The organism is Sinomonas sp. RB5 (assembly GCF_054063535.1).
The window spans coordinates 40,106-64,217 of record NZ_JBSSGJ010000022.1 but is presented as its reverse complement, the minus strand read 5'-3'; the positions used below and the strand labels follow the sequence as shown (position 1 = coordinate 64,217).

Sequence of the window (24,112 nt, the reverse complement as noted above, 5' to 3'; positions counted from 1 at the left end):
ACGATGAGCTCAACAGGCTAGGCGGGCGTGATGAACCCCACATGGCCCCCAGATGAACTGCGCCCTGCACCGCCGATGGTTCAGATGAGGCCGAGGGAGGCCCAGTCGTCGAACAGGGGCGCCGGGCGGCGGCCCATTCGCGGCGCTCGACCTCAACGGTTGCTCCTCGCCGGTGCGGCCGTGCCGGTACGTGACCGTCTCGGTGTGGTGCCCGCGGCGGATGTGGGTGCCCTGGCGCAGGTGCTGGGGCAGCTCCTCCCAGGAGACGCCGTCCTCCTCGAGCAGCATGCGCTTGCGCCGGGCGACGGAGACGCCCAGGAGCTGGCGGTGGGAGAAGTGGTGGGAGGCGAGCATGCCGACGCTGTTCTTCATCGCGTCCTCCTGCCGCCACCGCAGGTACCCGTCCACCTCCTCCTCGCCGTCGAGGGGGTGGGTGCGGGCGTCGAACACGGCCAGGCCGTGCGCGGGGCGGAGCGCGTTGAACTTGGCGGTGGCGAGGGCGGCGGTGATGGAGACGATCTTCTGCACCTGGCCGCCGAACCACACCTCGGACTCGGACGTGGTCGGGGCGGAGAGCAGGACGCTGATCTCGTCGGACTGCGTGTACGCGGCGACGGCGCCCTGGACCTGGGCGGCGAGGAACAGGGCGGTGGCCTGCATGTCCGCGGAGAACTTCGGATCGAACGGGCGCACGAGTTTCCGGGTGTACTTGGAGAAGCCCTTCCCGTCGACACGGACGACCGCGTAGGAGCCGCGGGGCAGTTGGGTGCGGTGGGCGTGCTCGGCGCGCTTGAAGTGGGCTGCGGCGGCCTCGCCGGCGACGTACGTGGTCATGGGGCCCCATGTGTGCGGACCCGCGGGCCCTGCTCCACCGCGACGGCCCTCACACAATCGGGAGCGATGGCATAGACTGTGGGAGAGGAGGCTGCCATGGATCTGAAGACCCGGAAGGGGCGCACGCGGGCAGAGCACGCTTCGAGCGTCCACGAGTGGTTCGAGGCAGCAGACCGCGGCTTCGCCGAAGAGGATCTCGTTGCGGCCCTCGACGAGCTCACGCGCGACGACAGCGGCGTGGACCTCCCGAGCAGGGACAGGGAGTTCTGGGAGGCGCACTCGGGTATCGCAGCCTCGGAACGCGATCGAGCGGCCGCATCTGCGAAGAACGCCGCAGCCCGGCTACTCTCGGAGACCTCAGTTTTCACCGCGGAAGAGGTCGCGGCCTGGCTGCGCGTCTCGGCCTCCACAGTCCGGCACTACCGCGCGGCACAGAAGCTCTACTCGTTCCTCGTCCGCGGGCGGATCGCCTTCCCCGAATGGCAATTCACCGCCGCCGGCGGCCAGATACCCCATCTCGAGGCAGTGCTGCGGGCACTGCCCGAGGGGCTGCACCCCCAGGCCGTCGAGGGGTTCTTCCTAACGCCCCAGCCGGACCTCCGGCTCCGCGACGAGGCCGTGTCCCCGAAGGAATGGCTCGAGTCCGGCGGTTCCGCCGAGGCCGCCGTCGCCCTGGCCTCCGGTCTCGGCTCCGCCTACTGATGGCAGACCAGTACCCGCCGGACGCAGACGAGCTGCGCAGGATCGGGCCCGAGACCCTCGCGCTGCCTGCCGGGACGATCCTGTGGCGCATCCACTTCACCGCAGGCCCTTACGTCATCCCGTGGAACAGGGTCAGAACCTGGGGCCCAGTCCCGGGCAGCCGCTGGGACCCGCACCCCCTTCCGGAGGACGACCACGCGCCGCTGGGCGCCGCATACCTCGGGGATGACGTCCTCACCTGCCTTGCCGAGGTGTTCCAGGAGACCAGGTTCGTGGACGTCGACCACGGCGCCCCGTACGTGACCGCCTTCGCGACGGCCCGCGACGCAGTCCTGGCCGACCTGACGGGGCTGTGGCTGACTCGGGCCGGGGCCTCGGCGCAGGTCGCCCTCCAGCAGAAGGACCGGACGCGAGCGTGGGCCAGGGCCATCCACACGGCGTGGCCCGACCTGGACGGAGTCGTGGCGCCCTCCGCGGTGGCCGGAGGCCACCGGGTGACAGCGTTCTGGAACAACGGCCCGATGCCCGGTTCCCCGGAGTTCACGATGCCGCTGAACTCGCCGGCGATCCTGAGGGACGTCGTCGCCGCTGCCGGGCGGGTCGGGTACACGACCAACGCCATCGCGTAGCAGCAACGCCGCCGGCGCCTCCCCACCGTGGGTGCGGGCGCGGTGTGGCTGTGGGTGAAGGTCCCCCGCGCCGGGCTCCTCGACCACCTCCATGGCTACGACGGGCAGGTGCTCCTGACCTGCCGGATCCCGCGGGAGCGGGTGCTGCTCTCGCACTACGGCGACTGGCACTCCGTGCTCAACGCCTCCCTCTGCTACCGGGACCTTTCCCCGGCGAGGACACGGCGGCGGCCGATGCCAGGATCGATGCGCTGCAGGACGACTTCTGCGCCCGGGTGGACGCCGCCGGCCTCGACCACTACGACCTCGCCCGGTGGCCGGCGGAGCTGCGCGTCGAGCTCGAGGCGACCTGGGAGACCATCTTCGACCTGTCCTGGTACGGCAAGGCCGCCCACTGGCAGGCCACTGTGCACGAGCTCCGCGCCGAGGACGTCATCGAGGCAGTGCGCTTGGACTGAGACGTCAGGGCTTCCCGTATCCGATTCCTGGCCTGGGGGCCGGGACCCGAGGGTTTCTCCAAGGACTCGACAATTTCCTGCAAAGAGATGTCACAACGGCTGCCCGGCCGGGTCCGTCCACCGGCGATCGACGGTGCAATCACGGCCGCTGCGGCGCAGCGGGCGTTTGACAAGGCCGCGGAGGTCCATTCGAGGGGCGTCTGAAGTCCCTTGTCCGGCCCGTTACGACGCCGTTATCGTCGCCGTGTCCGGGCCCTTCGCACCTCCTCGAGCCAAGCGGGTGCTGTGGTTTCCGGACCAACGTTCGACCGATTGGGGGGCACCATGTACAACGATCTGCGGACACGGTCTGCGCGGGAGGCAAGCGGACTGCCGGGGCTTCGGCAGAAGGACTATGACGACTTCTTCACGGTGGTGAACGAGCTCACGGCCTTCATGCGGGAACGGAGCCGGACGCCGGAGGCCTCCGCCTTCGACCTTGCCGAATCGAGGCTGGGCGCCTGGCTGGACGCCCAGCGGGCGGCGGACCGGCGCGGGAGGCTCAGCGCGCCGCGCGCCCTGGCCCTGCAGGGGCTCCTCGGCCGGGACTGGTCCAACTAAGGCCGCACATCGGGTGAGCCCGAAAGGACTTCGGCAAGGTTGCCGGAGGCCCGCTGTTCCTGCTGCCGTCGACTGCCACGAGTCACCGAGGCATGGGGCCTCTCTCTGCTGTACGCCCGGGGGCGGCCGCATATTCGGACCAGCCGCCGACGTAGAGGCGCCCCTGACCCAGTTCGGCATGCTCGAGGGTTAGGAGGTTGTGGCAGGCCGTGACCCCGGATCCGCAATACGAGACGACCGTGGAGCCGTCGCGCACCCCGGCCCGCGCGAATGCCTCGCGCACTGCGGCCGGCGCCCGCAACCGCCCATTGGGGTCGAGGTTCTCACGGCACGGGACGTTCACGGCACCGGGGATGTGCCCGGGCTGAGGATCGGTTGGCAGCTGGAGACTTCCGTCGAAGCGGTCAGCGTTCCGGGCATCGACGATGAATCCCTCCCACTCCTGGAGGTCATCGCCCGTCACGAGGTGCTCCTCGGGCCAAGGGGCTGCCGTGAAGCCCGCGGCGGCAGAAGGCGCGGGCTCCTTGTCCAGCGGGCCGGGCCATGCCCCGATTCCTCCGTCGAGCAGCGCTGCCCGCTTTCCCAGCACGCGCAGCATCCACACCAGCCGCGCCGCGATCACGCCCCCGGCATCGTCGTAGGCGACGACGGTCGAGTGGTCACCGATGCCAAGGGAGGACATTCCCTGGGCGAACACCTCGGGATCAGGCAGCGGGTTCAGCCCGCTCGGCCCGGCTTCTCCGGACAGCCAGGCGTCGAGGTCGACGAAGACGGCGCCCGGTATGTGCCCCCGGTCGTACGCCGCCCGGCCCGAGGAACCGTCCAGATACCAGCGGGCATCGGCGACGACCACCTCTTCCCGATGTGCCTCAAGCCAGCTCGAGTCCACGAAGGGACGCATGGGTTCACGGATTTCCTGGGCCAAGTCCATGCCCAACGATAGGCCGAGGGTCCAAGATTCAAGACAGATTGTCTCGAATGATGAGATGTACCGCCGGTGTTCTCGGCTGCCCCCAGGACCGCTAGTCTGGCCCTTCTGCCCGCACTGCCTATCCGGGCCCCGGGCGGGGCAGCAGAGCGGCGGAGCCAAGGCCCCCCGACAGGTAGCATGCGAGAGATAGCCTCTCGGCTATCGCTGGTGGTGCAGGAGAACCGCGGTCACTCAAACGGAAACCCATGGGGAGGACCCAATGGCTGCTGCGACCGCTCATGAACCCGATAGGCCGGGTGTATGAGGACATCGTCCGCCGGGTCGCTGACACCAAGGCCCGTGGAACGACCAGGCAGCGGTTCAACGTGGACACCTGGGAGCCAGCCCTGCACGCCCACAGCCCCAATGGACCCCTCATCGGCGACCCTTGCAGCCAGTGCGGCGAGCCGTGGCCCTGCCGGTTCCTGCTCAACCTCTTGGACAGCGGCATAATCGGCGGGCGAAAGCCACTGCCCTAGACCTGTAGGTGAGCAGGACCCGCGGGCTCAGCCCTCGCAGTCGCGGCAGTACTCGACCCCGCCCCGCACGACCTTCTGCGACCGGTGGCGGACCAGGAAGCAGGACTGGCAGACGAACTCGTCGGCGCCCTGGGGGATGAGCTGGACTTCGAGCTCGCCGTTGACGAACTCACCGGGCAGCTCGGCGCTCTCGCCGCTGTCGTCGACGTCGAGTTCGCGCACCACGGACCGCGGGTCGGGCGCACTGGCCGACTTCAGGGCCTCGAGCGAGTCGTCCTGGGATTCCTTGACGTCCGTGCGCAGCGCGTCGTAATCGGTGGCCACTTGGCTGGTCTTCCTGTCTGTCGGCGAGGGTGCGAGGAAGCAACGGTACACCGCCCGGCGTCGCCGCCATGGGGCCAAACGTCCTTGGCGGAGCGTGAGGTTCGTCATCAGGCTCCCAGCCCTCCGATGGGCCTGCGCTGCGCGCCCAAGGCCCAGCCTGACCAAGGGGTGCGCCCCGGTGGTGGCGTCTCAAGAACTCTACTTTCGTTGGCACTCACGTGAACCTCGGTCGTGGCCGAGCTAACTGCTCGATCACGCCAATCTAGGCGCGCTGGCAGAAGCGGTACCAGGGCCGTCAGGCTCGCGATTACGGGGCGGAAGAACCGCCAGATTCTGCTGCGTCACATGGGTTTGGTGACCCTTGGGCGCATTGTCGCTGGGTACGGACCGTCCACCTTGATCAAACAGATGAGCTTCATTACCAGTGGCCATACCCAAACTGTCGAACACATGGAGGAAAATCCGGTCTGCGCTGCGGCCAGGTGAAGACTCCTGACCGACTCCTCCTGCACGTGGCCTGGCGCACATAGGATTGTTCGCATGGACGGCGCGGGACCCGGCCGGAGTGCGGCCACGGCACCGTCCGCAGGAAGGCAGCACCGATGGCAACAGGCACCGTGAAGTGGTTCAACGCCGAGAAGGGCTTCGGGTTCATCGAACCCGACGACGGCTCGGCGGACGTCTTCGCGCACTACTCGCAGATCGACGCCCGCGGGTATCGCTCGCTCGAGGAAGGGCAGAAGGTCGAGTACGAGGTCGGGCAGGGGCAGAAGGGCCCGCAGGCCCAGCAGATCCGCCCCATCTGACCCCACGACCCACAGGAGAGGGGGAGACCGCCCGAGGGCGACCTCCCCCTCTTTCGCTGCCCTGCTGGGGCCAGTGGTGGCTGCCGACCCCACGGCCGTGGGTGGCCGCCTCCAGCTGGGCCTGGCGGTCACCGGTCCAGAGCAACGCCCGGCTCGCGCCGTCCCCGGCCCGTCGCCGTCACGCGCGAGGAGATCTACCAGGCCGTCTCGGGTGCCAGTCGGGCGGCCGCCGGTGCCCAGGCATCGGATGTGCTGAGGTGGCCGCCCGTGGTCGTGTCGCCCGGGGCCCGTTCGACATGGCGGCCTTCAGGATCCCGGCTGCGTCCACCTGATCCGTGTCGACGAGGGGCTGAGAGATCTCGGTCTTCGGCGGCTCCGCTGTTGCCGTGCGCCTAGGCTCGATGCGGACGAATCGCTCCTTGTTGTCGAGGTGGGGGATCAGGTTGGCCGGGCTGTAGTTGTCATCCTTCTTGTATCGGTACTTGGCGGTGGAGGCAATCCATTCGCTGTCGCTGCTCAGGAGCGTCCTCGAATAGGGCCGCAGGACGCGCCACCCTCCCGTCCACGACGCAGTGAGCTGCGCCAGGGGGTTGGGGCGAGTGAGGTACTTGGCCGGGGGCATCGAGAACCCGTCATCCGAGAAAGCGACGTGGCAGTTGGTCGTGAGCCGCTCCACGATCCACATGAGCGCGACGTCGGCCAAGGAGTTGTCACGATTCCCGCCCCCAACGTCACCATGGCTTCCGGAGAACCACATCTGCTCCAGCGTCTGCTCGGAGGCGTGTGCCTGCTGCGTCCACACCGACGGCTCGAAGGAGTTGCGTCTCTCGTCGATGGCGAGGGCCTGGAACGCGAACTTGACCTTCGTCGAGAGGTCTGTGTCGTGGAACCGCCACTGTCGGTTGAACACATTGACCCAGCGGAGCCCGTTGATGGGTATCCCGAGGGCTCCGACTGTGTCCCAGACCGCGATGCAGCGGATGTCGGGCTCGTAGCAGTGATGCTTCCGCCTGAAGTCCACGGCTGCCGGGGAACTCGGCTTCGTCGCGGGGCCCCGGTCCTTGTAGAAGGCGTAGGCCTGGTTCAGCATCTTCAGGTTCTCCGGCTTGAGGAGTCCGCAGTTGCGGATGAAGCCCGCCGTGCTGCGGGCAGTGAAGGCGCCGCGGCTGAAGCCGATCAGGATGATCTCATCGCCCGGCTTGTAGCTCTTGGCAATGTCGCGGTAGGCCTCGCGGACGTTCTTCGAGAGGCCGAACCCAAAGGCTCCGCCCCAGAGGTGGTCCCATCGGCCGGTCCCTACCCCCTCGATGTAGAACTTCTTCTGCTCCAATCCGTCGAGGTCCTGAGGTGCCAACGCGTTATAGAGCTTGACCACGTTGGACGGGCATGGGACCCCATCGGTGGTCTGGTCCCGTCGGTCCCACGTCCCGTCACAGCAGACGATGATCTTCTTCCGCTTCTTCTCCATGGCCTCTCCTCGTCCCGGCTTCACCACGCGGCCCACGGCAGCGACACCGCATGTGAAGACCATGCGCCGTTGCGGTGTAGTTTGCGAGAGGCCAAGGGCCGATTCTGGATGGCGTGCTTCTCGTGCGGGCCGAGGGGCCCGTGGTGCCCGCCGAACGCGGCGACCCTGGCTGAGCGGTTCGCCCTAGCGGGCCGTTGCCGCAGATCGGGGCCGCGGGTACCTTGACGGCATGACCGACCGGGAGGACTTCCTCAACTGGGTCAGGACCGCGCTGCACGACGCGGAGGTAGCGCTGCACAACGGCGACGCCGGCTTTCGCCGGGCCATCTGGTCGCGGAACGAGCCCGTCAGCATCCTGGGAGCGTGGCGGAACGCGTACGGCCAAGGCGAGGTCGAGGATGTGCTCCGGTTCCTCGAGCAGAGCTTCTCCGGCTGCGCGTCCTACGAGTTCGAGCTCCAGACGTTCGACGTGATCGGCGACGCCGCCTACACCGCCGGCCTTGAGCACACCTCTGCCATCGTCGACGGGGAGCTGCGCACCTACACGCTCCGCGCGACGCAGGTGTACCGGCGCGAGGGCGGCGAGTGGAAGGTCGCCCACCGCCACGCCGACACCGTGACCGAACCGGACGCCGCCGAAGACCGCTGACGGGTGCGCCGGTCAGGGGCCGGTGACGGCGGGGCCGTCCGGCACCGGAGAGGGCCGCGCTTCGCCGTGGACGGTCGCGAGCTCACCGGAGGGCTCGACCTGAAGCGCGACAACGTCGACCGGGACTCGGGCCTGCCAGGCGGCGGCGAGGACGTCGTCGGGGATGCGCTCGGCCGCGACCGCGGCGCGGTGCGGGATGAGCGGCAGGAGGGAGCTTTCCTCCTCGAGATGGCGGACGGCACGGTCCACCTGGTCGATGTCCGCGGCGCCCAGCTGGACCTCCACGATGTGCCGGACGCCGTCGGCCGGGTGGAAGAGGATGACGGCGAACTGGTCGGGCCTCGCGTGCACGACGGTCCGCTCGAACGCGGGCATCCCGTCGCCGAGGCCGAGCCAGGCGGGGTCCTCCTCGACGCGGGCGGCCAGCCACGCGCCGGACAGGGCTGCGGGGTCATCGAGGGGCGATAGCTCGGGGGATCTGCTGTTCATGCGCGCATCATGTGCGCTGCGCGGCGGGGCGTCTGTCACCCGGGAGGCCGTCGCCGGGCCGGGGCGGGCGGGGGAACCGTTGGCTTCGATCCAGACCATTGCGAGACCTTCCTCCGGGGACCACGTTGTCCCTTGGGGTTAGCCACATCCGCCCCATCCCAACCACATCCGTCCCAGAGCCGGTGGTGGTGCTCATCCGGGCATCCCAGGTGCGCCGGAGGGCAGGGCTGTCACGCAGGGGCGGGTGGGTCGGCGGGACCGCGGTCGTCGTGGCGGTAGAGACGGCCGATCATCCGCAGGCGCAGGTCGGCGGCCTGCTCGGGGGAGTGCCCCTGGAGTCGGGCGACCGCCTCGGCGAGCCTGGTCGCGAGCTCGTGGTCGGCGGCGGCGTCCGTGGTCTCCGGCGGCTGGACCGGCTCGGTGTGCAGGGCCACCTGGTCCCCGACCTGGAGGGCGTGCAGCTCATACGCGCCCAGGGGCGCGACCTCCTGGGCCATGAGGACGGCGCGGGCCACAGCCGGGGGAATGTGCTCGGCCACCACGGAAGGCTGCCGCTCAGCACCGGCGGGGTCGGTGCGGCTGCCCAGCCAGAGGGTGAGGACGTGGAGGACTTGGTCGGTGTCGGCGTCGGCGAGCTTGACCTCGGCGACGTGCCAGATGCCGGCGGTGGGGTCGGCGAGGTGCACGGTGAGGGACCCGGGGCGGTCGGAGGGGGCGATGTGCTCGACGGCGAGCTCGGTCTCCCCGAGGGCGAGGAGTGCGGGGTCCTCGACGATGCGCGCCGCCAGCCATGCGGTGTCGAGGCCGAGGTCGTCCTCGAGGTAGACCCGGTCGGAGGGAGTGTAGTCCACTCTCGGATGGTAGATCCGGGCTTGTGGAGCCCGCCACAGTGGGGGGCGGTCTGAACTGCTCCCCGAAAGTTGGATTGGGGAACAGGACGGGGCCAACCCCGCTGCGCTCCGGGAGCTGAGCACTACCATGGAGGCATGGCTGCCAGCCGAAATCCGCTCGACGACCTGCGCGGAACCCTCAACCATCTGGCCGATCAGCTCAAGCTTCCCGGTTCGGAGCGCGTCGATGAACTGGTTGGCGATCTCATCGGTGCAAGGCCCGGGCCCGCCCGGCCGCTGGCCGAGGTGCAGGCCGAGCTCGACGCGCTGGTCGGCCTGGAGACCGTCAAGGAACAGGTGCGCGCCCTCGTCGCGCTCCTCCAGATCCAGGCCCGCCGCAAGACGCACGGCCTCCCGGAGGTGGCCACATCACAGCATCTGGTGTTCCTCGGAAACCCGGGCACTGGAAAGACCACCGTGGCGCGACTCCTGGCCGAGATGTACCGCGCGGTCGGGCTGCTGCAGAAAGGCCACCTGGTCGAGGTCGACCGTTCGGGCCTTGTGGGGCAGTACGTCGGTGCGACCGCCATCAAGACGGACCGGGTGATCCGGCGTGCGCTGGATGGCGTGCTGTTCATTGACGAGGCCTACGCGCTGGCGCCGGAGGACGGCCGGATGGACTTCGGCCCCGAGGCGATCGAGATCCTGCTCAAGCGGATGGAGGACCACCGCCACCGACTGGTCGTGATCGTGGCCGGGTACCCGCGACTGATGGAGTCCTTCCTGCTCTCGAACCCCGGCCTGCGCTCCCGGTTCGCCCGCGAGATCACGTTCCCCGACTACTCGGTCGACGAACTCCAGACGATCTTCCACCAGACGCTGGCCCAGCACGAGTACACGCTGGGGCCGGGCGCGGACCAGATGCTGCGCCGCATCCTCACTGGGCTCCACGCGGGCGAGGACTCCGGCAACGCACGCTTTGCCCGTACGCTCTTCGAGCAGGCGCTCAACCGCCAGGCGCTGCGCCTCTCGCGCGACCAGGGACAGAGCCTCGACGCGCTCGACCGTGAGTCCGTCACGACGCTCACCGCGGAGGACATCGTGGAGGCCGCGCTGGCGCTGGGCGAGGAGCCGGAACCGGAGCCGCAGCCGGAACCGGAGCAGCAGCCCTGGTGGCGCCGCTGGCTGGTCTGACCGTCATTGCGGCGGCTGCAAGGGCGCACGCCGAGAAGGACGCAAGGCGTCCCTACGGACCATGCAAGGGATAGCCGCACCGATTGGAGGGACGGTACTGAGGCCGGGCGATATGGGGGCACGAATACCCTTCTCGGGGTGCGGGAGCATCAGTAGCGTGCTGCGCACCGGGCCTGCGGACCGCCGGCCCCCTTCGAGAGGACGCGCCATGCCGACCGTGATCGCCCACCACGATGTGAAGGACAAGGACCACTGGCTCGCCTCACCGAAACGCGAGGAGCTCTTCGGCCCGCTCGGAGTCACCAATATCCGGACGTTCGTCAACCCGCAGAACCCGACACAAGTGGCAGTGCTGATGGATGTTGCTGACATGGATGCGGTCATGGCGGCGATGCAGTCCAAGGCCGCCGCTGAGGCCATGGAGTACGACGGCGTGCTGGCCGACACCTTGGTGATCCTGGTAGAGGCGTAGGCGCTGCTCCTGCAGGCGAGGGCGCAGGACCGTGCGGAAGGTGCATGCGCCCCCGTCCCGCGGGCTGGACCGGCAGCGGGCGCCGGCTGATCATCCGGGTTCCGTCCTGCGCGGGTGATGCGATGACTGTTCAGGCAGACATGGTGGCGAGCGTGAGCAGTGCCAGGTCGTGGAGGCCGTGCCCCAGTCCGGTGGCCAGAGTGGTGCAGTGGCGGAGGGTGAGCACCGCGGTGGCGTAGATCGCGCCGATGAGCGCCGTCATGATGACCTGCAGGACGTCCTGCGCGCCAGGGAAGTGCCAGAGTCCGAAGAGGGCTGACGAGGCGACCACCGCCCAAGCCCTCGAGGCCAGGAGGCGTCTGGCTCCTGCGAGGACGTAGCCCCGCCAGGCGAACTCCTCCACGAAGCCGACGAGCACGAAGGAGCGGCCGGCGAGGTAGGCGAAGACGAGCGGCCGGGGCTCGCCTCGGCCCAGGACGCCGAAGCCCAGGAGTGCCGGGACGAGGGCAAGCGTCAGGCTGGCCGCGGCCAGGGCTACCCCGATGAGCGCCTGGCGCCCAGCGTGCGTAGCGGACCAACCGAGCGCGAGGGAGAGGGGCAGTCTGCCGAGCCGGGCGGCGGCGACCAGGACGGCCATGATCGCGAGGAACGGGGACAGGTCGACGGCGACCCGCAGCGGTAGGCCCCTCGCGCTGGCGGCGGAGACGGCGACCGGCCAGAGGACGGCGACCGCGAACAGGGCAAGCACCACGACGGCCGATGCTGCGAGGCTGGGGGCCGGCCAGCCGTCTCTGAGGACCAGAGCGTCCCGCCACGAGGGCGGTCCGGCCGGTGCGGCACCGCGCTGACCCTTCGGTCCTTTCGGGGGACGCGTGGTCCGGCGTCTGGGCCGCATCGCCTCAGCCCTCCGCTCTCGTGGAAACTCGGGCTGCGTGAGGCCGGTGGGGGCCGCCCCCGCGCCGCACCTTAAACTCTTGCCCTTGGCGTCCCTCCCCGGTAGGGCCGTTCGACCGCCAGCAGTGCGGGCAGCCTTGGCCGTGCCGGTTCCTCTTGAACTGCTCAACAGCGGCTTGGTCGCCGAACGAGGGCACTTGTCCAAGGCGCCGGTCGTGGACAGCCCCTCCGGGCTTATCGGGGCGGCGGACATGGCCGCGCACAAGGGCCGAGGATGCCGTCGGTGACGGTCCCGGGCCCTTCTGCTTGCCCTGAGGGGCGCCCTGTCAGTGGAACAGGGCTGAGCGGACGCCCATGATGATGCGGTCGCCGCTGTGCGCCTTCTGCAGCCAGTCGACGAGGTTCCAGTCCGGCAGGGCGATGCAACCGGCCGTCGGGGCGGTGTTCTCGTGCAGGAAGATCGCGAACCCGGCGTCCTGGACGATGCCCGCGTCGGGCGGGCGGTTGTAGTTGAGCACAGCGCCCTCCTTGTAGTCGTGGGTGGACCGGGTGGCGAAGTACCACATGTTCTCGTCGTACCCGACCCAGGCGGATTCCTCGAAGTACTGGTTGTACTCCGGGGTGCCGGGGTTGCCGCCCCAGCGCGAGTCGGGGTTGAGGGTCTGGTATGGCAGGGCGGTGCCGGGGTTGCCGAGGCCGAACGCCTGCGTGACCGAGTAGTCCCCGGTGGGGGAGTACTCGTACCGGGTGGGGCCGGAGGCGACGCCCGGGGGCTTGAACCCGGACCGGCCCACTGTCGCCGGCGTGTACCAGTCGGGCCAGTAGACCCCGGCGGTGTTCTGGCAGCGGATGAACCATGCGTTGTACGACCCGTAGTACTCGGCGACCGCGAAGGACACGGCAGAGGCGCCGTAGCTGGGGTAGTTGGAGTGGCCGTTGTTCAGCGACTCGCACTCGTTGTACCCGTGGATGCCGGTGATGCCGGCGATCCAGGTGATGGTCCCGCTCTGGAACTTCTGGATGCAGGCCGAGCCGCTGCACTGCTCGTCCGTGACCGGGTAGCCCATGGGCCCGTTCTCGTACCCGGTGCCTGCGTATGCTGCGCGGATGCCACCGCGGGAGGTGTGGGCGCCCGACGCCGGGGACCAGTAGATGGCCCCGCCTTGGTAGAGCTGGTAGACGCCGCCGTTGCGGATGGGGACCTCGTCGGTGGTGGGGTAGCCGAGGGGGCCGCCCTCGTACCCGGTGGCCGCCCACGCGTCACGGACTGCCCCGCCGGAGGTGTGGGCGCCGGTGGTCGGGGACCAGAGGATGGCGCCGCCTTGGTAGAGCTGGTAGACGCCGCCGCTGCGGATCGGGACCTCCTCCGAGGTGGGGTAGCCGAGGAAGCCGTTCTCCCAACCCTTTGCGGCGAACTCGCTGCGGATCCCGCCGTGGGAGGTGTGGGCGCCGGTGGCCGGGGACCAGTAGACGGCCCCGCCCTGGTAGAGCTGGTAGACGCCGCCGTCGCGGATGGCGACCTCATCCGTGGTGGGGTAGCCGAGGAAGCCCGTGGGGCCGCCGGTCGATGCCCAGCGGGCGCCGACGCCGCCTCCGACGGTGTGGGCCCCGGTGGCGGCGATCCAGTAGATGGCCCCGTGCTGGAACGTCTCGGCGCAGCCACCGCCCGGGGGGCTGGTGCAGTCCTCGGCAGTGACGGGTGCCCCGAGCCAGCCGGTGGCGCCGCCGAGGGCGGCGTACTTGGACTGGATGGGGGAGGGCGCCGGGGGCGTGCTGGGTGGGCTCGTCGGCGCCCCGGTGGGCGTCGCGGTCGAGGTGGGGGACGGAGTCGCAGTGCCGGTCGGCGAACCGGTTGGAGAATCGCTCGCCGTGACAATGGGCGTCGAGGTGGCGGTGGCGGTCGGGTCTGCCGTCGACGTGTTGGTCGGGGAGGGGCTGGCGGTGTCGGTCGGGGACGGGGCGGCCGTGGTGGCCTGGGACGGTGCAGCCGTCGTTATGAGTGCGGCCAGCGCCAGCGCTGCCGCCCACCCCCCGTGGCGGCGGATAGTCATTCCGTCCTCTCTTGGGAGACGGCGGCGGCGCAGTCGGTTCCCGCGGAGGGGGCGTCCTTGCCGAAGCCGGTGGCGGAGACCTGGGCGGTCTGGCCGGGGGCGAGGGTCTTCTGGATGAGGGCGTGGTCGAGGACCGAGGTGTCCCGGGTGAGGCCGATCGCAACGGTGAACGCCGCCCGGGCGGCTCCCTGGTTGGACAGAGTTGCCGTGTACGACCAAGTGCCGTCCACGCCCTTCTGGCAGTGCTCGCCGCTGAGGGCGCCCTCGGCCATGGCCGACGCGACGGCGGGCGCCACGGTGACTGTCGCGGAAGGGACCTGGGCTGCGGCGGTGGTGCCCGGCGCCGCCGGGGCTGCTCCCGGCGCCGCGCAGCCGGGCAGCGCCGCCGGAAGCAGGAGCGAGGCGGCGAGCCTGAGGGCCAGTGGCCCGGGTCTTGATCTCATGGGTGTCCCCCGGATGGAAAGGTAGGTTGTACATGTACAACCTAGTGGCTTGGGCTGGAATCCGGCCTGATGCGAGACAGGACCTTCTCCTCTCCATGTCGGCCGTTGCCGGTCCCTAGAATTTGGGCGGGGGAGGGACCGGCGATGAGGGCCGGACATGGACAGAGACCTCATGCACGAGTTGGCCTGGCAGATCACGGGTCTGCCGGTCCCCGCGCAGCAGGACGAGGCGGACTTCGCTGCGGCGCTCCACCGGGTCGAGACATTCCTGGCCGAGTACAGGCACGTCCCCGACCCGAAGGCCGGGGACGCGTACGAGGCACGGCTGGGGTCCTGGCTCGACGCCGAGCGGGCCGCCGATGAGCACGGCGCCTTGTCCCAGAAGCGCAGGGAGCGGATCCAGCAGGTCGTCGGCCCTGAGTGGCGCGCCGCCGGATAGGGCGTGGTGAGCGTCCTGCGGGAGGGTTCCGCCGAAGCGCTGACCGTGCTCCCGGACCGACCGGCCCTGACCACGCTGGCTCCCCGATGTGCGTCCGCCCAGTTTCGGGGCGCCGAATTCTGGTGCTTTGCACATGTTCCGGCGACCGGCTGCCCGCATATCTTGTGCTGTCGGTGTTAGGCCGGTCACAGCTCCGTGGCCCGGCCGCGCCCCCAGGCCCCACGAGGAGAACGCATGACCAGCTCCACCGGTCAGTCCCAGAGCAACGGAGGACTTGAAGTCCGCTCCATCGACTACGTCCCCCTGGACGAGCGGCACGGGAATGTCTCGAGCATCGGCCCGCTCTGGTTCATGAGCAACGCCCAGATCGCCACCCTCGCGGTCGGGCTCATCAGCATCACCACAGGCGGCAACCTCATCTGGTCGATGATCGCCATCGCCGCCGGGGTGCTCGTCGGAACCCTGTTCATGGCTGCGCACTCGTCCCAGGGCCCCCAGCTCGGACTGCCGCAGATGATCCAGTCCCGCCCCCAGTTCGGGTACGTGGGCGCCCTCCTCGTCTGGCTGTTCGCCTACCTGCAGTACGCCGGGTTCAACATCTTCAACACCGTCCTTGCCGGACAGGCCATCGGAGCGTCCGTGCACGGGGGGTCGGACAGCCTGTGGTTCTGGGTGGTGACCATCGTCGCCGTCGTCGTCGCGCTCTTCGGGTACGACCTCATCCACCGCTTCGAGCGCTACCTGACCTACCTGACCGTGGCGATGCTGGCCCTCCTGACGGTCGCCGTCCTCACGCACCTCGACCTCCCGGCGGCCATGTTCGACCTCGGCGGCTTCCAGCTCGTGCCCTTCCTCGCCCAGCTCGGCGTCGCCGCCGGCTACCAGATCTCATGGGCGATCTACGTCTCGGACTACTCCCGGTACCTGCCGCCCACCGCCGCCGGCCGGACCTTCCGGTACACCTTCTGGGGCAGCGCCCTCGGCGGGATCTGGGTCATGTTCCTCGGGGCCTTCATCGCCGCCGCAGCGGGCAAGGACTTCGACACCATCCCGTCCATTCAGGCCACCGCCGACAAGCTCTTCCCGGGATTCGGGTCGATCGCCCTCTTCGTCGCCGCTCTCGGCCTGGTGTCCGTCACGGCGCTGAACATGTACGGCGGCTCGCTGACGCTGATCTCCTCGATCGACAGCCTCCGCCGCATCAGGCCCACCCTGCGGCTGCGCATCATCACCATTGCCGTCACTGCGGCGATCTCCGTGATCCTGGCCAATGTCGCCTCGGAGGACTTCCTCGCGAACTTCAACGACTTCCTGCTGCTGGTCCTGTACTTCTTCATCCCGTGGACCGCGGTGAACCTCACGGACTACTTCATCGTGCGCAAGGGCCACTACGCCATCGCCGAGATCTTCAAGCCGCACGGAGTCTACGGCCGGTGGGGGTGGCCCGGCATCATCGCCTACCTCGTCGGCTTCGTGGTGATGGTCCCGTTCTTCTCGGCCGGGACGCTCTTCGTCGGTCCCGTCGCCCAGGCGATGGACGGCGCGGACATTTCGCTGTTCGTCGGCCTCCCTGTGGCCGGTGTCCTGTACTGGCTGCTGACCCGGAAGGTGAATGCGGCCGAGGAGGCACGGCTGGGCGACGCGGAGTCGGCTGAGCTAGACGCCGCCGCGCACGGGCACACGCTGCCCTGAGCTGCTGTCACAGGAAGGAGGCGGTCCGGTCATCCGGGCCGCCTCCTTCCTTTCCTGCTGCAGCCGACTCCTCGTGAAGACCGACGCGTCGGAGACGTCGACAGGCGAGTTCCGACCCCGAGCGGCGCCGCAAGCATTTGAGCCTGCTTAACCTCCCCGTCACCCCACCTTTGACCGTTAGTCAGGACAAAGGTGTTCAGTCTTCGGTGGGGGTTGGCGCCATCGGGCCGCCGACGTGCTGTGCCCCAGCGGCTCAGCGCGGTGATGACCTGTCGACATCAGACGAAGGGGCCGGGCGGCCACCGCTGCCTGCGCGTTGAGGCAAGGGCCGGAAGCCCGCAGAACCTCTGCGCCTCGTGCGTGCCCTTCGTCGAAGCTCTTGGGAGAGAGATTCCATGAAGTTCACGACTGCCCTGCGATCTGCTGTCGCCGTCACGGCGTTGGCGTTCGCCGTCAGCGGGTGCGCCCAGAGCAGCACCGCCGGAGCGAACAACGCGGCTGGCGAGGCCGGCTCGAAGACCGTCCGGGTCTTCATCAGCGGTGACACCAACATCCAGAAGCTCTGGGAGAAGGACCTGGGACCGGCCTTCGAGAAGGCCAATCCAGGCTACCGAGTCCAAGTCCAGTTCGATCTGCATGGGGAGCACGACGCCCAGACGCTCGCCAAGCTCTCCAGCTCTGCCCAGCAGAAGAAGGACGCGGGGTTCGACCTCGTGGATGCGGGGTTCGTCCCGAAGGCGTCGTCGGCCAACCTCCTGGAGCCGGTCGACAGCGGGAAGGTCCCGGCGCTGGCAGACGTCCCCGCCGACGCGATCAAGGCCGGGGGGACCAGCGGCATCCCGTACCGGGGCTCGTCCGTCCTGCTCGCGTACAACACCAAGACCGTGGCGGCTCCGCCCAAGACCCTTGACGACCTCCTCGCGTGGATCAAGGCGAACCCGGGCAAGTTCACCTACAACTCGCCCAAGTCGGGCGGGTCCGGAGCGGCGTTCGCCACCACGGTGCTGGACAAGTATGTTCCGGCCGATGTGAGGCAGAAGATGACGGTCGGGTACGACAAGGGCCTCGAGTCCTCCTGGGACCAGGGCTTCGCCGAACTCAAGGGCCTCAACCCCTTCGTGTACCAGAAGGGCGTCTACCCGAACGGCAACCAGCAGACGCTGGACCTGCTCGCGAGCGGCCAGATCCAGATGGCTCCCGTCTGGTCGGACATGTTCACCACTGGCGTTGCGAACGGCTCGATCCCGGCGTCGGTCAAGGCGACCCAGATTTCCGATCCGTCCTTCACCGGCGGCGCGGCCTACCTGGGCGTCCGGGCCGACAGCCCCAACAAGGATGCCGCGCTCAAGCTGGCCCAGTTCGTCCTGCAGCCTGACCAGCAGGCGATGATCGTCAAGGACATCTCGGGCTACCCGGCGATCTCCCTCGACAAGCTGCCCAAGGACCTGCAGGACAAGTTCGCCAACGCGGACACGAAGAACCTGCGCCAGGGCTACTACAACGACATGTCCAAGGACATGAACAACCTCTGGGACCAGAAGGTCCCCGGCCAGTGACAGCCGAGCCGACCACAGTCCGAGAGGATCGGGCGGCCCCGTCGCGCCGCGTGCGCCCCGCACGCGGCGTGGCCGGGGCCCGGGGCGCCGCGGGCCTGGGCATGGCACTCCCGCCGATCCTGCTCATCGCCTTGTTCATCGGGTTCCCGATCGTTCTCGCGTTCGCGTTCAGCCTCGGCTTCACGGGAGGCCTCAACCACACGATCGCCGTCATCGGGCAGAACGTCCACGAGGCCGACGGCGCAGTCCCCGACCTCGGCGCCTACACCGACACGTTCACGAGCCAGCGGTTCCTCGGCGACCTCGCTGTGACGGTGGCCGTCACCCTCACCAGCACCACCATCGTGGTCCTGCTCGCCGCCGCGATCGGCCTCTACCTGAAGTTCAGGGGCGGCCTGGTCGGCAAGGTGCTCTCGGGACTCGCGGTCGTGCCGCTGTTCATTCCGGTGGTGATCGCCTCATGGGCCATCCTGGGCTTCTACTCCGCCAACGGGTTCCTGCGCAGCGTCGCTGCCCAGCTCGGGGTGGAATTCCCGGTCTGGTCGTTCACCATGGTCACGGTCGTCATCGGCTCGGTGTGGACCTCGCTGCCGTTCGCGACGCTGCTCGTCACCTCCGGCCTGCAGGCCGTGCCGCAGGCGATGATCGACGCCGCCCGCGACGCCGGCGCCTCCTTCTGGCGCGTCGTCGCCTCGGTGGTGCTCCCCATGGCCGGGGTGCCGATCATCATCGCGACGACGTTCACGGCCATCGGAATCCTCGGCTCCTTCACGGTGCCCTATTTCACGGGCCCGAACTCGCCGAACATGCTCGGGGTCGACATGTCCAACTACTTCTCGGCCTTCAACCAGCCCCAGCAGGCGGTCGTCATGGCATTCGTGGTGTTCGCGATCGCCTCGGGCATCGCCGCCGTCTACGTCTGGGCCAACTTCCGCTCCGCCAAGGAAAGCGGGGCCGTCTGATGCAGAGCCCTTCGGCGCGCCGAGCCCTGACCGGGACCCTCGCGGCGCTCTTCGCCCTGGCGCTGGCCGTCTTCATCATCGGCCCCCTCGCCTGGCTGGCCGTGCGGGCGTTCGCGACGAACTGGACCTACCCGAACCTGCTGCCGGACGGGTGGACCCTCAAGTGGTGGGGCCTCGTGTTCAGCGACAGCGCCCTCGGCGTGGCAGTGCAGAACTCGCTGTTCTTCGCCCCCATCACCGTCCTGGTCTCCGCGCTCATCTGCCTCCCCGCCGCCTACGCGGTCGCGCGGTTCGAATTCCCCGGGCGCCGGCTCTTCCTCATCGGGCTCTTCGCCGCCAACGCGTTCCCCAAGATGGGCCTGTTCGTCTCCCTCGCGGCGCTGTTCTACACGCTGAACCTCATGAACTCCATTCTGGGAATCCTGATCGTGCACCTGCTGGGCACCGTCGTGTTCATGACGTGGATCCCGTCGGCCGCATTCGCCGCAGTCCCCCGCAGCCTGGAGGAGGCCGCGCGCGATGCCGGGGCATCGAAGGTGCGCGTGTTCTTCAGCGTCACCCTGCCCATGGCGCTGCCGGGCATCCTCGTCGCGGCCATCATGAGCTTCCTGGCCTCGTTCGACGAGGCCCAGGGCACCTATCTGGTCGGCGCGCCGGACTACTTCACCATGCCGACCCAGATGTACACCCTCGTGCTCAACTACCCGACCCAGGTGGCGGCGGTCTTCTCGATCCTCCTCGCCATCCCCTCCGTGGCGCTGCTCCTGGCCGCGCACAAGCACATCGTCGGCGGCCAGCTCGCCGAGGGCTTCCAGATCAAGTAGAGGCACCATGAACACCACGACACCCACCACCGCCAGAAGCGACACAGCAGGAGCATCCCGGATCCCGGAACGTTCCCGGTCCGCGGGGCTCGAGATCCGTACTCTGCGCAAGGTCCTGGGCGGGCGGACCATCATCGACAGCCTCGACATGGCCGTGCAGCCCGGCGAGCTCGTGTCCCTGCTGGGCCCTTCGGGCTGCGGCAAGACGACCACCCTGCGCATGATCGCCGGATTCCTCACCCCCGACGAGGGATCCATCAGGGTCGGCGGCCGCGAGGTCGCCCATCTGGGGCCCGAGCAGCGACCGAGCGCCATGGTCTTCCAGAACTACGCGCTGTGGCCGCATATGACCGTGGCGAAGAACGTGGGCTTCCCCCTCAAGCTGCGCAGGCGGCCCAAAGCAGAGATCGCCGAACGCGTCGACGCCGCCCTCGCCCTCGTCAACCTCCTCCACCACAGGGACTCCCGGCCCGCCCGCATCTCGGGCGGCGAACAGCAGCGCACGGCCCTCGCCCGCGCCCTCGTCCAGGAGCCGGAGCTCCTCCTGCTCGACGAGCCGCTCTCCAACCTCGACGCCAAGCTGCGCGTCAAGGTCCGCGAGGACATCCGCGAGATCCAGCAGCGGCTCGACATCACGACCCTCATCGTCACCCACGACCAGGAGGAGGCCATGTCGATGTCGGACCGCATCGCCGTCATGAATTCCGGCCGGATCGAACAGTTCAGCACCCCCGCTGACCTGTACCGTGCGCCTGCGACGGAGTTCGTGGCCACCTTCATCGGCAGCCTCAACCGGCTCAAGGGCAGCATCCGCGACGGCCGCCTCGTGCCCGGCAGCGGCATGGCCGGCGTCCGTCCGGAGGACGTCGTCTTCACTGCGGACCTCCTCGGAACAGACGGCAGCGGGAGCGGATGGGCGCCAGCGACCGTCGATCGGGTGGTGCCGCACGGCCACTTCGCGGAGCTGCACCTCACACGCGACGACACTGCCCTTCGCAGCTTCGTGACGGGCACCCCGCCTGCCGTGGGAACTCGGGGATACGCGAGAATCACCAGATGGCTCGACTTCGAAGACGGCGTGCTCGCCGGACACGGGGCCGCGGCATGAGCGCGGTTCCGGCGCGAGCGCCCTTCGAAGCCGCTCCGGCCGTCCCACGGAGCCGCGGCCCCCTCGCCACCGCCCATCGTGGACATGTGGAGCGGCACCGCGAGAACACGCTGCCCGCCATCCGTGCAGCCATCGATGCTGGCGCAGACTTCGTGGAGATCGACGTCCGCCTCACCCGCGACCGCCACGTGGTCCTCCTGCACGATGAGACACTCGAACGGCTCTGGAACGATCCCCGGCACATCGCAGCCGTCCACTGGACCGAGGCCGCGGCCCTCGGGAGCGCGGACGCCCGCATCCCGCTCCTCGCAGACGCACTCGACGCCGTGGCCGGGACGGGCTCCGTCCTGGTCATCGATATGGACGAGCCCGGGCCGGCTGCGCCCAGTGTCGCCGTCGTTCACGCCCACGCCGAGGCCGCCCGCGCGGCAGGCCGCGAGGGTGCCCGCGTCGCGTGGTGCGGGAGCCTCGAAGCCATGACCAGGATCCGGGACCTCGATCCCCACGCGAGCATCTGGCTGCCCTGGAACCGGCGGGACCTGCCGCCCAAGCAGCTGCTTGACCGCCTCCGCCCGACCGCCGTCAACTCGGACCACGCGGTCCTGGGCCGCGCCCTCGTCGATGCAGTCCACGCCTCGGGCGCGCTCATGACCTGCTGGACGGTCGACTCCGCCGAGAGCATGCGCTGGGCCCTGGCTCTCGGCGCGGACGCGGTCACCACCAACCGGCTGTCCGTGCTGCAGAGCGTGATCGCCGAAGGGCCGGCCGCCTGGGCTGCCGCGCAGCCGCCGCGGAGCCTCGCTGGCGATGAACTCGTGGCGGCCGCGACGGTGGCCTACGAACTCGGCCAGTGGGCCCTCGAGCACACGCGCGCCGCCGCCCTGGGGACCGTGAGGACCAAGGCGAACGCCGCGGATCACGTCACCGACGTCGACCTCGCGGTGGAGCAGCACGTCCGGGAGGTGATCTCGGCCCGGCTCCCGGGCCACACCGTGGTGGGGGAGGAGTTCGGCGGTGCCCCCGAACCGGGTGTTCCATGCTGGTACGTCGACCCGGTCGACGGCACGGCGAACCTCGCAAACGGCGTGCCGTGGACCGCGTTCTCGCTCGCCCTTGCCATCGACCGTGAGCCCCTCGTCGCCGTCGTCGCAGACGTGTGGCGCGGACAGGTGTTCTCCGCCGTCGCCGGCTACGGCGCCGAAGTCGACGGAGCGCTGCTCCGCCTCGCCACGTCGCAGCCCCCGGCACCCCAGCAGCATGCCCAGCCCGGGGCGCCGCACGAGAACGCGCTCGCCGGCACGGTAGTCGCCACGGAACTGCTCGGGCACGCGGCGTGGCCCGGGTTCCAGGCGTTCCTCTCAGCGCTCACCGACCGGTTCTGCACCCTCCGCGTCATGGGCTCGGGCACGCTCGCCCTCGCCGGGGTCGCCCTCGGACGGGGTTCGGGGAGCGTGATCGCACGATTCAGCCCCATCGACCACCTCGCGGCCGCGCTCCTCGTGCGCGAGGCCGGCGGGACGCTGCTCGACGAGGAGGGCCGGGAGACCGTCTGGCCCTCCTCCGGCGGAGTCATGGCGGCCAGGCCCGAGCAGGCGGACGAGCTGTACGAAGTCTGGGCCCTGGCGCTGCGCGCCGGGCAGGAGGACGCACGGAACGGGAACGGGCAGGTACCCCGTGTGGGCTGAGCCGCCGCGGGACGGCACCCTCTCCGCAGAGGTGGCCGGATGGACCCGGCGCACCCGCTTCGAACTCCTGCGGCGGCTTCCGCTGGCCTTCGCCACCCACCACCCCCAGGGGATGACCCTCGCGGCTGGTCGGGTCTTCCTCACCACGGTGGAAGTCCTGGACCCCCCCGCACCCCTGCCCGGGGCCGACGGCGACACCTCGCGCCGATCGCCGGGGCGGGGGCGGGGACACGTGCTCGTCATCGAACCGGACGGGACGCTCGCCGCTGACATCCTCGTGGGGGAGGGCGACGCCTACCATCCGAGCGGAATCGACCACACCGGTGGGCTGCTGTGGGTCCCCGTCGGGGAGTACCGCTCCCACTCGCGCAGCCTCGTCTACACCCTCGACCCGGTGACGCTCGAGCTCGTCGAGCGCTTCGACGTGGACGACCACATCACCTGGCTCGTATCCAGCCCCGGAGGGGGCGAACTGTACGGTGCGAGCTGGGGCTCGCGGCGCCTGTACCGGTGGGCGCTCAACGAGGCGGCCGACGGCGGGCTGGTCCCGGGAGAGCCGGAAGCCTGGGACAACCCCAGCCGGCACCTCGACTTCCAAGAAGCCCAGTTCGACGGCGGCGGCCGGCTCATCTGCGCGGGCATCAGCGAGCTGCCCGACGCCCACGGCGGGGTGTTCGAGTTCGGAGGGGTCGCCGTCGTGCACTTCGACGAACGCAGGATCGCTGCGGACGTCCCGGTGCCGCTCTTCAGCGCGGCAGGGCACAGCGTCTTCCGCAACCCGTTCGTCCTCACCCGCCACGGCGAGGACGTGGTCCTCCTGGTGGCGCCCGACGATGGTGACGAACCCTGCGGAACCGAAATCCTCGCCTACCGCGTCAGCCAGCCAGCCGAGCCGGCGCCCCGCATCGGGAACCTGCGCAAGCTGGCGTAGCCGCGCGGGCCTTCGTGCTGTAGTCAGGCGGCTTCACGCGCAGCACAGGTCAGTGCGTGGGCTCGGGTGCTCCGTCGGTGGTATCGGGCTCGGGCCGGTGGACGTGGACGAGTTCGCCGCGGACGCTTGCGAGCTCGCCGGACGGCTCGATGCGCAGCTCGACCACGTCCAGGGGGAGCCCGGCCTGTCTGGCGGCGGCGAGGACATCCTCGGGGATGCGCTCGGCCGCGACCGCGGCGCGGTGCGGGATGAGCGGCAGCCGGGCCCGCTCCTCCTCCATGTGCCGGACGGCGCGGTCCACCTGGTCGGCGTCGGCCGAGCCGAGCTGGACCTCCACGACGTGCCGGATCCCCTCGGCCGGGTGGAAGAGGATGACGGCGAACTGGTCGGGCCGCGAGTGCACAACGGTCCGCTCGAACGCGGGCATCCCGTCGCCGAGGCCGAGCATGGCCGGGTCCTCCTCGATGCGGGCGGCCAGCCACGCACCAGCCAGGCCGAAGGAGTCATCGAGGGGCGACCGCTCAGGGGATCCGCTGTTCACGCGGGCATCATATGCGCGCCAGCTGGGTTCCCGCCTGTCATGCGCTTCCTCGGTCCCGGGCCGGCCCGGAGAGAGACGGAGG

At 69.6% G+C, this 24,112-nt stretch carries 26 protein-coding genes; 16 read left to right on the top strand and 10 right to left on the bottom strand.

What is annotated here, in order from left to right; translation table 11 throughout:
• Positions 1-9 precede the first annotated feature (9 nt).
• Positions 10-834, bottom strand: coding sequence for a tRNA(His) guanylyltransferase Thg1 family protein (locus tag ACVWWH_RS19165; protein ID WP_457317665.1), 825 nt, complete (start codon positions 832-834; stop codon positions 10-12).
• A gap of 96 nt (positions 835-930) precedes the next feature.
• Between ACVWWH_RS19165 and ACVWWH_RS19160 the strand changes: the two genes are divergently transcribed.
• From ACVWWH_RS19160 to ACVWWH_RS19145, 4 genes are all read left to right on the top strand, one after another.
• A complete protein-coding gene (locus tag ACVWWH_RS19160) occupies positions 931-1,536 on the top strand; it encodes a helix-turn-helix domain-containing protein (RefSeq protein WP_457317664.1) in 606 nt (201 codons plus the stop codon).
• Positions 1,536-2,165: an RES family NAD+ phosphorylase gene (locus ACVWWH_RS19155; RefSeq protein WP_457317663.1), complete on the top strand. Its 630-nt coding sequence runs from the start codon at positions 1,536-1,538 to the stop codon at positions 2,163-2,165. Before ACVWWH_RS19160 ends, ACVWWH_RS19155 begins: the two co-directional genes overlap by 1 nt.
• A gap of 275 nt (positions 2,166-2,440) precedes the next feature.
• Positions 2,441-2,623: a hypothetical protein gene (locus ACVWWH_RS19150; protein WP_457317662.1), complete on the top strand. Its 183-nt coding sequence runs from the start codon at positions 2,441-2,443 to the stop codon at positions 2,621-2,623.
• Positions 2,624-2,947: 324 nt separating this feature from the next.
• A complete protein-coding gene (locus ACVWWH_RS19145) occupies positions 2,948-3,223 on the top strand; it encodes a hypothetical protein (RefSeq protein ID WP_457317661.1) in 276 nt (91 codons plus the stop codon).
• Between the two features lie 82 nt (positions 3,224-3,305).
• Here the strand turns inward: ACVWWH_RS19145 and ACVWWH_RS19140 are convergent, their stop codons facing one another.
• Both ACVWWH_RS19140 and ACVWWH_RS19135 read right to left on the bottom strand, forming a co-directional pair.
• On the bottom strand, positions 3,306-4,124 hold the full coding sequence (locus ACVWWH_RS19140) for a sulfurtransferase (protein ID WP_457317660.1): 819 nt from the start codon (positions 4,122-4,124) through the stop codon (positions 3,306-3,308).
• A gap of 575 nt (positions 4,125-4,699) precedes the next feature.
• Positions 4,700-4,996 carry a DUF4193 family protein gene (locus tag ACVWWH_RS19135; protein WP_066496050.1) on the bottom strand — a complete coding sequence of 99 codons (297 nt, stop codon included), beginning with the start codon at positions 4,994-4,996 and terminating at the stop codon, positions 4,700-4,702.
• A gap of 602 nt (positions 4,997-5,598) precedes the next feature.
• Here ACVWWH_RS19135 and ACVWWH_RS19130 point away from each other — a divergent pair.
• Positions 5,599-5,802, top strand: coding sequence for a cold-shock protein (locus ACVWWH_RS19130; protein ID WP_066496052.1), 204 nt, complete (start codon positions 5,599-5,601; stop codon positions 5,800-5,802).
• A 178-nt stretch (positions 5,803-5,980) separates the two neighbouring features.
• Here the strand turns inward: ACVWWH_RS19130 and ACVWWH_RS19125 are convergent, their stop codons facing one another.
• Positions 5,981-7,270 (bottom strand): DUF2235 domain-containing protein, encoded by a 1,290-nt coding sequence (locus ACVWWH_RS19125; protein WP_066496054.1) that lies wholly within the window; start codon positions 7,268-7,270, stop codon positions 5,981-5,983.
• Positions 7,271-7,499: 229 nt separating this feature from the next.
• Here ACVWWH_RS19125 and ACVWWH_RS19120 point away from each other — a divergent pair, with 229 nt between their 5' ends.
• On the top strand, positions 7,500-7,919 hold the full coding sequence (locus ACVWWH_RS19120) for a nuclear transport factor 2 family protein (protein WP_457317659.1): 420 nt from the start codon (positions 7,500-7,502) through the stop codon (positions 7,917-7,919).
• 12 nt (positions 7,920-7,931) lie between these two features.
• Here ACVWWH_RS19120 and ACVWWH_RS19115 read toward each other — a convergent pair whose 3' ends face one another.
• A complete protein-coding gene (locus ACVWWH_RS19115; protein ID WP_457317658.1) occupies positions 7,932-8,408 on the bottom strand; it encodes a hypothetical protein in 477 nt (158 codons plus the stop codon).
• Positions 8,409-8,638: 230 nt separating this feature from the next.
• Complete coding sequence (locus tag ACVWWH_RS19110; RefSeq protein WP_457317657.1) at positions 8,639-9,259, bottom strand: hypothetical protein; 621 nt, start codon at positions 9,257-9,259, stop codon at positions 8,639-8,641.
• Between the two features lie 135 nt (positions 9,260-9,394).
• Between ACVWWH_RS19110 and ACVWWH_RS19105 the strand changes: the two genes are divergently transcribed.
• Both ACVWWH_RS19105 and ACVWWH_RS19100 read left to right on the top strand, forming a co-directional pair.
• Positions 9,395-10,432 (top strand): AAA family ATPase, encoded by a 1,038-nt coding sequence (locus ACVWWH_RS19105; protein ID WP_457317656.1) that lies wholly within the window; start codon positions 9,395-9,397, stop codon positions 10,430-10,432.
• 208 nt (positions 10,433-10,640) lie between these two features.
• Positions 10,641-10,904: a hypothetical protein gene (locus tag ACVWWH_RS19100; RefSeq protein WP_066496065.1), complete on the top strand. Its 264-nt coding sequence runs from the start codon at positions 10,641-10,643 to the stop codon at positions 10,902-10,904.
• Positions 10,905-11,034: 130 nt separating this feature from the next.
• On the opposite strand, the gene ACVWWH_RS19095 is transcribed toward ACVWWH_RS19100, so the two are convergent.
• The 3 genes from ACVWWH_RS19095 to ACVWWH_RS19085 all read right to left on the bottom strand — a co-directional run bounded on the left by ACVWWH_RS19095 (position 11,035) and on the right by ACVWWH_RS19085 (position 14,292).
• Positions 11,035-11,655, bottom strand: coding sequence for a CPBP family intramembrane glutamic endopeptidase (locus ACVWWH_RS19095; RefSeq protein ID WP_457317655.1), 621 nt, complete (start codon positions 11,653-11,655; stop codon positions 11,035-11,037).
• Positions 11,656-12,124: 469 nt separating this feature from the next.
• Positions 12,125-13,849: a hypothetical protein gene (locus ACVWWH_RS19090; RefSeq protein ID WP_457317654.1), complete on the bottom strand. Its 1,725-nt coding sequence runs from the start codon at positions 13,847-13,849 to the stop codon at positions 12,125-12,127.
• On the bottom strand, positions 13,846-14,292 hold the full coding sequence (locus ACVWWH_RS19085; protein ID WP_457317653.1) for a hypothetical protein: 447 nt from the start codon (positions 14,290-14,292) through the stop codon (positions 13,846-13,848). Before ACVWWH_RS19085 ends, ACVWWH_RS19090 begins: the two co-directional genes overlap by 4 nt.
• 157 nt (positions 14,293-14,449) lie before the next feature.
• Here ACVWWH_RS19085 and ACVWWH_RS19080 point away from each other — a divergent pair, with 157 nt between their 5' ends.
• The 8 genes from ACVWWH_RS19080 (at position 14,450) to ACVWWH_RS19045 (ending at position 23,489) form a co-directional block, all read left to right on the top strand.
• A complete protein-coding gene (locus ACVWWH_RS19080; RefSeq protein WP_066496075.1) occupies positions 14,450-14,731 on the top strand; it encodes a hypothetical protein in 282 nt (93 codons plus the stop codon).
• A 234-nt stretch (positions 14,732-14,965) separates the two neighbouring features.
• A complete protein-coding gene (locus tag ACVWWH_RS19075; RefSeq protein ID WP_457317652.1) occupies positions 14,966-16,423 on the top strand; it encodes a purine-cytosine permease family protein in 1,458 nt (485 codons plus the stop codon).
• A 395-nt stretch (positions 16,424-16,818) separates the two neighbouring features.
• Positions 16,819-17,979 carry an extracellular solute-binding protein gene (locus ACVWWH_RS19070; protein ID WP_457317651.1) on the top strand — a complete coding sequence of 387 codons (1,161 nt, stop codon included), beginning with the start codon at positions 16,819-16,821 and terminating at the stop codon, positions 17,977-17,979.
• Positions 17,980-18,029: 50 nt separating this feature from the next.
• Positions 18,030-18,941, top strand: coding sequence for an ABC transporter permease (locus ACVWWH_RS19065; protein WP_457317650.1), 912 nt, complete (start codon positions 18,030-18,032; stop codon positions 18,939-18,941).
• Positions 18,941-19,765 carry an ABC transporter permease gene (locus tag ACVWWH_RS19060; protein ID WP_457317649.1) on the top strand — a complete coding sequence of 275 codons (825 nt, stop codon included), beginning with the start codon at positions 18,941-18,943 and terminating at the stop codon, positions 19,763-19,765. The genes ACVWWH_RS19065 and ACVWWH_RS19060 overlap by 1 nt, the downstream gene beginning before the upstream one ends.
• Positions 19,766-19,772: 7 nt before the next feature.
• A complete protein-coding gene (locus ACVWWH_RS19055) occupies positions 19,773-20,873 on the top strand; it encodes an ABC transporter ATP-binding protein (protein ID WP_457317648.1) in 1,101 nt (366 codons plus the stop codon).
• Between the two features lie 86 nt (positions 20,874-20,959).
• Positions 20,960-22,558 carry an inositol monophosphatase family protein gene (locus ACVWWH_RS19050; protein ID WP_457317647.1) on the top strand — a complete coding sequence of 533 codons (1,599 nt, stop codon included), beginning with the start codon at positions 20,960-20,962 and terminating at the stop codon, positions 22,556-22,558.
• On the top strand, positions 22,548-23,489 hold the full coding sequence (locus ACVWWH_RS19045) for a DUF6454 family protein (RefSeq protein WP_457317646.1): 942 nt from the start codon (positions 22,548-22,550) through the stop codon (positions 23,487-23,489). Before ACVWWH_RS19050 ends, ACVWWH_RS19045 begins: the two co-directional genes overlap by 11 nt.
• A 49-nt stretch (positions 23,490-23,538) precedes the next feature.
• On the opposite strand, the gene ACVWWH_RS19040 is transcribed toward ACVWWH_RS19045, so the two are convergent.
• Positions 23,539-24,030, bottom strand: coding sequence for a hypothetical protein (locus tag ACVWWH_RS19040; protein WP_457317645.1), 492 nt, complete (start codon positions 24,028-24,030; stop codon positions 23,539-23,541).
• Positions 24,031-24,112 lie beyond the last annotated feature (82 nt).